This window comes from Bacillus sp. NPDC057893 (genome assembly GCF_042796455.1).
Taxonomy (GTDB): Bacteria; Bacillota; Bacilli; order Bacillales; family Bacillaceae_G; genus Bacillus_A.
Genome location: NZ_JBHVNG010000030.1, coordinates 1 through 6,954, shown reverse-complemented (window position 1 = coordinate 6,954; position 6,954 = coordinate 1). Strand labels below are relative to the sequence as shown.

The following is a 6,954-nucleotide window of genomic DNA, read 5'->3' as shown; positions in this document are numbered from 1 at the left end:
CACCCGTTCCCATACCGAACACGGAAGTTAAGCTCTCTAGCGCCGATGGTAGTTGGGACCTTGTCCCTGTGAGAGTAGGACGTCGCCAAGCAACTGTAAGACGAGTCAGAATGACTCGTCTTTTTTGTGTTTAATGAAATAAGCTTGTTATCTATGGTTCAAGAAATCCATTGATAACAAGCTTATTTGTTTAAAGATAAATGTATTTATATAGCATGGACTTCCGGTAAAACCGTTATTTATCATAGATTCACTTTGTTTTTTACATCGATAAGCTTAAAACGTTCGCAAACGAGTAGCATATCTCCAGAAAAACTAAGACCAAGTTCGCTTAGTTCCTTTGTAAAAAACTGAATATGGGTATCTCTCCAGTAACTATAGGTACGATCGCCTTCGCCTTCAGCGATAGCGAATTCTTCAGTCACTTCATTCATTGGCATTATAGTTACTTCTATTGTCCTAATAATAGCTACAGGTTCATCCTGACTGTTGAGTATAATACTATAATCTTTAGTTGTCGGCAGCGGTTCGTTTTCTAATTCATAAAAAATATGGCCGGAGCATGTTGCTGTTTTTACACCATCAATGACTAATTGAGCGAGATAATCAGGAGAATCACCAAATTGCCAAGCTGTAACAGATTCTGGTTTTTCATTGTTTCCCCAATAAGTATCCCAATATGATTGTGCTAATGGATTCATTTGTATTTTCACCTCACTTTAGCTAAAGTTGATTTTCTTTATAAAACCTGGGCAATTTGCTTATTTGTAATAGCTTTGTAGTCATCTAAAACTTGTATTGTTGTATTACGGATTAATAAAGGTATACGCTGACTGGATAGGGTTTGTAAACATGTTCTGTCCATTTATGGTCATCTTTCCCGTAGACGCCCATATTAATAGATGGGATGTTTAATTTCCGGATTGTTTTGTATGGTAATGGATATAGTTGTTATGTAGTCTATTTGTGATTTGGGCTGCAATAAAATTAGGATCAATGCCAGACGATGTATCACCTACATGTACTTCTCTTCCATAAATATAGAAACAAGGAAGAAGTTTGCCCGCAGTACCTGTATAAATGTAGCGATGAGTATCTCCATTATATAAAGATGTTATAAAATCATTGTTAATAGCCAAACGATACTGTAATTGTTTTTCTTACTTCAGTCTTTCGAATTCGGTTAAGGCAGAGATAATCCCACGATGTTCTCCTTCTTCATCTCCATTGAATAAGAGTAGTAGATTTCCTTCGAGTAAATGCACATGTTCTGAGAAGTATAGTATATTGGCTAGATGAATGGCAGCACCACCTTTCATATCAAGAGAACCACGGCCGAACAGCCACTCTCCAGGTTTTGCATTGGTTTGAAAATATTGTTCGAGTGTTTCAGGAGAGAAAGCATGTTCTTTTAACGATCCGAATTCTTCAATGCTGACTATATTTAAGTGTGAATGATAAATGATAGTAGAGGGGGAAGCGTTTTTTCTTTTACAAATGCAAATACATTTTTTCTACCTATTGGATTATGAGGTACATGTTGAATCCATAGGTGTTCAGGGTGCTTTTGAAAATACTATATAGTTCATCTATAATACTGACCTCGCCATCGGTACCGTTAATACTATTAAATGAAACTAAATGATTTGTTAGCAATCCGATTTGTTTTTCTAGCGTTAAACCTTGCAGTTGTTTGTATATAGACATAGGATGAAACCTACTTAAATCTTATAATTGGGAGTCTTTCGTAGAGAAGATAAGTGCAAGTGGGAAAACTATAGTACGATTACTTAAATACAAGGAAGTAGTGGTATGGAACGTTCGTTCTATAGTGGTGTAATGGGCATATTCAATCAATTGAGGTGTTTATTTTTAATTCAGTATATGTGTTTAAAGAAGAAATGCTATTACTAGGTTGGGATTTCAAGTATAGCTTTTGATCTTACATATTTTAATGATTAGTTCAAAGAATATTCGGATTATTAACGGTGGTGTATTACCACTATGCCATATTGAAGTGAGTAATACTAGAGGTGAAATAGATAAAAACCGATATTCCTTGAATATCGGTTTAATAATATGTGGCTTATATGAAGCTATAGCAATACGAAAAGTGTAAATAAGATGGCTAACAAAATACGATAATATGCAAAAGGTTTTAAACCTATCTTTTCTAAAAGCTTCAGGAAAGTTACTACCGCTAGCATTGCTACTATAAAAGAGGTAATGAATCCTACAGTAAACATAGGAATGTCATCTACACTTAAATACTTCCAACTTTTTAATAAGTCTAACCCTGTAGCTCCGACCATTACAGGAAGAGCAATGAGAAAAGAGAACTCAGATGCAGTCTTATAATTTACTTTCGCTAATAGCCCTCCAGAAATAGTAGAGCCAGCTCTAGAGAAGCCAGGATATACTGCTAAGCATTGAAATAATCCAATTGTTAATGCTTGAAGGTATGTTAAATCATCTAGTAAAAAAGCGGTTGCCTCTGCCTTTTTTACTTCTGCAAAAATCATAAGAATTGCTCCTGCTACAAGTCCGATTACGACAGTATACGGCTGGAATAAGTATGTTTTAATAACATCATGTAATAATAAGCCAACAACTACTGCTGGGAATACACCAAGAAAAACATGTAATGCATTGAATTTTTTCTCTTTCCGAAGAAGGGGTTTAATATTACATAAAGAAACAAGATGTTTATGATATAAAATCGCGATAGCTAAAATTGCCCCTAACTGTATGACAATTTCAAACGTTTTTGCCCTTTCTCCTTCAAAACCTAATAAATGTCCGACTAATATAAGATGGCCAGTAGAAGAGATGGGTAAAAATTCAGCTAACCCTTCTACAATACCAAGTATGAAGGCAATGATAAGATCGCTCATAGTTTCACTCCTATAAATTAATGAATATCTACTCTTTTAAAATAGAATAGTGTTGTAATAAATCCGAAAATAGCTGTTACTGCGATGATGATATAAGAATACTCTGGTGGATAAGTCGGTTGTAATTCGTTATTTGCTATATCTAGAGTAGCGGTCCATGGGAATAGGTCTTTATGTTTTGAATTTACGATCATAAGGTTAGTCATTGTAATAATGATTGTTAATATAATAGGCGGTACATAGGTTTTCATTACAGCTTTTCCCGAACAAGAAAGCCCATTGCCTTTAGGCATGGGATGAAAGTGAGGTTGGATGCGGAGTACCACTAAAAATCGCAAGGTTCGTGGTACTTTAAGTATCCAAAGTATAGGTAGTTTCTTCGGGTATTTTTGTTGGAATCTTTCGAAAATAAATGATATAACTAGAATAAATGATGATAGAAGAATGTTTCAAAGTGTTTGAGAGGAAAACCTCCTCGTTTCATACAGTTGTAAAGTTTATAAACACGTTCTGATTTTGTTCTGATTGCTAGAAATGTATCAAATGAACACGATGTTGAAAATCAAAAAACAAGGGGATGAAACGTATGTCACAGACCCTAACAGTGAAAGTGAAATTGATTCCAACAAAAGGACAAATAAGTTTATTGGAACAAAGCAGTCACGAATATATCAAAGTTATAAATAAACTTGTATCGGAAATGGTGGAAGCAAAGAAAAGTACGAAAAAAAGCACAAAAGATATTGAAGCAAATATCCCAAGTGCAGTGAAGAATCAAGCGATTAAAGACGCGAAAAGTTTGTTTGCTACAAAAGTAAAGAAAAGCCATTATAAAATCATCCCGATTCTAAAGAGACCTGTTTGTGTATGGAACAATCAAAATTATTCATTTGATCCTACTTATATTTCAATCCCATTGAAGGTAAATGGAAAATCGATTCGTGTAAAAATCCGAGCTTTATTAAGCGATAAAAACAATCGTAATCTGAATCTGTTAAAACATAAATTAGGTACACTTCGCATCATAAAGAAATCGAATAAGTGGATAGCCCAAATATCTGTCACACTTTCTATCAATAAAAGGACAGGAATGAAAATTTTAGGAGTAGACTTAGGTCTCAAGGTCCCCGCGGTAGCAATCACAGATGATGATAAGGTTCGTTTCTTTGGGAGTGGTAGGCACAATAAATATAAGAAGCGTAAGTTTCGTAGTGTTCGTAAGAAGTTAGGAAAAGACAAAAAAGTGAAAGCCATTCGGCGAATGGCTGATAAAGAGCAAAGATGGATGCAAGATAAAGATCACAAAATAAGTCGTGCAATTATTAATTTTGCGATTGCAAATCGTATTTCTGTCATTCGATTAGAACAACTAACGAATATAAGACAGACGGCAAGAACAAGCCGTAAAAACGAAAAAAATCTACACACTTGGTCATTCTATCGTTTGGCACAATTTATTGCCTATAAAGCAACGATAGCTGGTATTCAGATTGAATATGTGAATCCAGCTTATACAAGTCAAAGTTGTCCGAAATGTGCTGAAAAGAATAAGGCTCTAGATAGAAAATACAAGTGTCCATGTGGGTTTAAGACACATCGTGATATCGTTGGAGCGATGAATATTCGCTACGCAACTGTGATTGATGGTAACAGTCAATCAGCCTAAGCACCTTTATGGTCTGGTTTAGGAGGGGCAATGAGATACCCTTATCTTGAAGGCTGTTCAAAACAGAAATGGATTGCGAACGCTTAGTCATTCAAGAATCCCACCCGTAAATCCGTAAGGATTCGGGCTTGCGACTTTAGTCGTGGGAGTCTCAAAAGAGTTAGTAGTACAATAGGTGAAGATAAAAGAAAGAGAAGTCCACCACATATTAGAAATTTTACAAGAGAGCATAAAAGTAAGGTAGTGCTAAATCCAGGGAAGCTACCTATTAGCCCTAATAATAAAGTTAGCGCCCAAGCAACTAAAGTTAGCATCATAATCCAAAGGAATAGAAGGATAAACTTACTTATAATAAAGCTAATACGTGATACTGGGATAGTTAGCAAATTTTTTAATGTATCTTCCGTGTATTCGCGGGTAAATAGATAAGCGATTACAACTCCATATAAGGGGAATCCTATAACTAAAGTAGTATACAAGTTAACTTCAGTGAATGATTGATGAAACAAAATAATGGGGGTAGGCTGTTTTGTTTTTATATGTATATAAGATGCTACAACTACTAGAAAAGGTGCGACACCTTAATCAAAAACATATTAGAGCGTTTTAATTTTAATAGTTCTGTATAGAGTAGATTAACCAATTGTGCCACCTCCAACTAGTTTGGTGAAATAATCTTCTAGTCTATCTTCGCTCATCATAATTTTTAATACTGCAACATCATTACGAACTAATGTTCTGTTTATGTGTCCTTGCTGTCCGAAGTGAGAATAAACACGAATATTACCTTCGTCATGTATCTCATAATCAAAAATTTGAAAATGATTTTCTAATAGCATCGCAGCTTTATTATCATTATTTACTTGGAATTCTATGTACTTACGGTTTGCTTTACGCAACGTATCAAGAGAAACTTCTTCTAATAACCTTCCTTCATGAATAATTCCCATACGATCAACTAGTTGTTCCACCTCAGCTAATATATGACTAGAAATGAGTATCGTTATATTTCTTTCTTGAGCTAAAGATTTAATGAGTTTTCGCATTTCTTTAATACCGATTGGATCAAGTCCGTTAGTTGGTTCATCTAGTATGAGTAGTTCAGGATAATGGAGAAGAGCACGTGCAATTCCTAAGCGTTGCTTCATTCCTAAAGAGTATTTTCCTACTATTTTTTTTGTTTCGTGCTGCAAGCCTACAATTTCTAATGCTTCTTCAATTGCAGTCCTTTTGTGAACTCCAATTATCTTTGCATTAATTAATAAGTTCTCTCTTGCAGTTAAGTTTTCTAATATGTACCATAACGGTATTATCATCCTCTATATAATTATCGTCCCATACATTTCGAAAGAGTTGTGTTTTTGTAAATACTTGCTCTGGGTTTGAAGCGAAGAATTTTAATAGTTCAAGTTCTTTTCCAGTTAAGTTAATTTCTTTTCCGTTCGTATGGACTGTGTATTTTTTAAAATCGATAGTTAGTCCTTTAAATGTTAAAGCTGTTTTCTCTTGTACGTTAGTATTAACTTCCAAGAACTAAAAAACGTCGCATAAGAGCTTTTACTCTTGCAACCACTTCGTGAATACTGAAAGGTTTCGTAATATAATCATCAGCACCTATGCTTAAGCCCGAAATTTTATCAACTTCGTGATCTTTAGCAGTTAGCATTAATATAGGAATGTTAGTTGTATCTCTAAGTTTTCTACACACTTCGATACCATCTACTTTCGGCATCATAAGATCTAATATAACGAGGTTGTAGTTATTTTGGTTAAATAAGCACAACGCTTCTTCGCCATTAATTGCAGTATCTACCATATATAATTCTCGCTCTAAATATCTTTTTAATAAGTCTCGAATTTCTTTATCGTCATCTGCTATAAGAATACGTATATCTTTCATATCGTCACCTGTTTCTAATAGAATGTTATTGATATTACAATTTGATAAACAAAGGGGAGTAGGGAGCGGTAATAAAAAATAAAGCAACTTTCTAATTATATACTAGTAATTGTTAAAATAAGGTTGCTAGTTTAGCTGAAAAGAATGTTCGGTAAGATGGGGGGCGAGTCCTTTGTAATAGAGAAGTGTCTAAATTGAATAGTATGTAGAAGAATAGATTAGTAAAGAAAAGTAGACGATGGTTTCTATTTTAATGAAATCTTTATAGGTCCTTATCTAGAGCTAAAAGAGTACGAAGGTATTAAATTAAATATATTTATAAAAAGGTATTGACGATTAGCCTATAGAGGTGTAATATAGAACAAGTCGCCGATAGCAACAACGCAGAAAGCGACAAAAAAATAAAAAAACTTGGTTGACATTGAAATATGAAAATGTTAACATAAGGGAGTCGCAAATGAGCGACAAACAAGTTCTTTGAAAACTGAACGAAA

At 34.3% G+C, this 6,954-nt stretch carries 3 protein-coding genes, 1 rRNA gene and 5 pseudogenes; 2 read left to right on the top strand and 7 right to left on the bottom strand.

Annotated features, from left to right (window positions below; all coding sequences use genetic code 11):
- Positions 1-91: ribosomal RNA gene (gene rrf, locus ACFVQC_RS30045) — 5S ribosomal RNA — on the top strand; the annotation flags it as partial.
- Between the two features lie 151 nt (positions 92-242).
- Here the strand turns inward: rrf and ACFVQC_RS30040 are convergent.
- From ACFVQC_RS30040 to ACFVQC_RS30025, 4 genes and pseudogenes are all read right to left on the bottom strand, one after another.
- Positions 243-701, bottom strand: a complete 459-nt coding sequence (locus ACFVQC_RS30040) for an ASCH domain-containing protein (RefSeq protein ID WP_377900167.1) — start codon at positions 699-701, stop codon at positions 243-245.
- Positions 702-917: 216 nt separating this feature from the next.
- Positions 918-1,707, bottom strand: a pseudogene (locus tag ACFVQC_RS30285) (M20/M25/M40 family metallo-hydrolase); the annotation flags it as partial.
- A gap of 389 nt (positions 1,708-2,096) precedes the next feature.
- Positions 2,097-2,894 (bottom strand): undecaprenyl-diphosphate phosphatase UppP, encoded by a 798-nt coding sequence (uppP, locus tag ACFVQC_RS30030; RefSeq protein WP_377900165.1) that lies wholly within the window; start codon positions 2,892-2,894, stop codon positions 2,097-2,099.
- Between the two features lie 17 nt (positions 2,895-2,911).
- Positions 2,912-3,148, bottom strand: a pseudogene (locus ACFVQC_RS30025) (ABC transporter permease); the annotation flags it as partial.
- Positions 3,149-3,480: 332 nt separating this feature from the next.
- Between ACFVQC_RS30025 and ACFVQC_RS30020 the strand changes: the two are divergent.
- Positions 3,481-4,560 (top strand): RNA-guided endonuclease TnpB family protein, encoded by a 1,080-nt coding sequence (locus tag ACFVQC_RS30020; protein ID WP_377900163.1) that lies wholly within the window; start codon positions 3,481-3,483, stop codon positions 4,558-4,560.
- 152 nt (positions 4,561-4,712) lie between these two features.
- Here ACFVQC_RS30020 and ACFVQC_RS30015 read toward each other — a convergent pair.
- From ACFVQC_RS30015 to ACFVQC_RS30005, 3 pseudogenes are all read right to left on the bottom strand, one after another.
- Positions 4,713-5,203: pseudogene (locus ACFVQC_RS30015) on the bottom strand (ABC transporter permease); the annotation flags it as partial.
- Positions 5,196-5,849: pseudogene (locus ACFVQC_RS30010) on the bottom strand (ATP-binding cassette domain-containing protein); the annotation flags it as partial. The pseudogenes ACFVQC_RS30015 and ACFVQC_RS30010, both read right to left, overlap by 8 nt.
- Positions 5,824-6,460: pseudogene (locus tag ACFVQC_RS30005) on the bottom strand (response regulator transcription factor); the annotation flags it as partial. The pseudogenes ACFVQC_RS30005 and ACFVQC_RS30010, both read right to left, overlap by 26 nt.
- Positions 6,461-6,954: the final 494 nt, after the last annotated feature.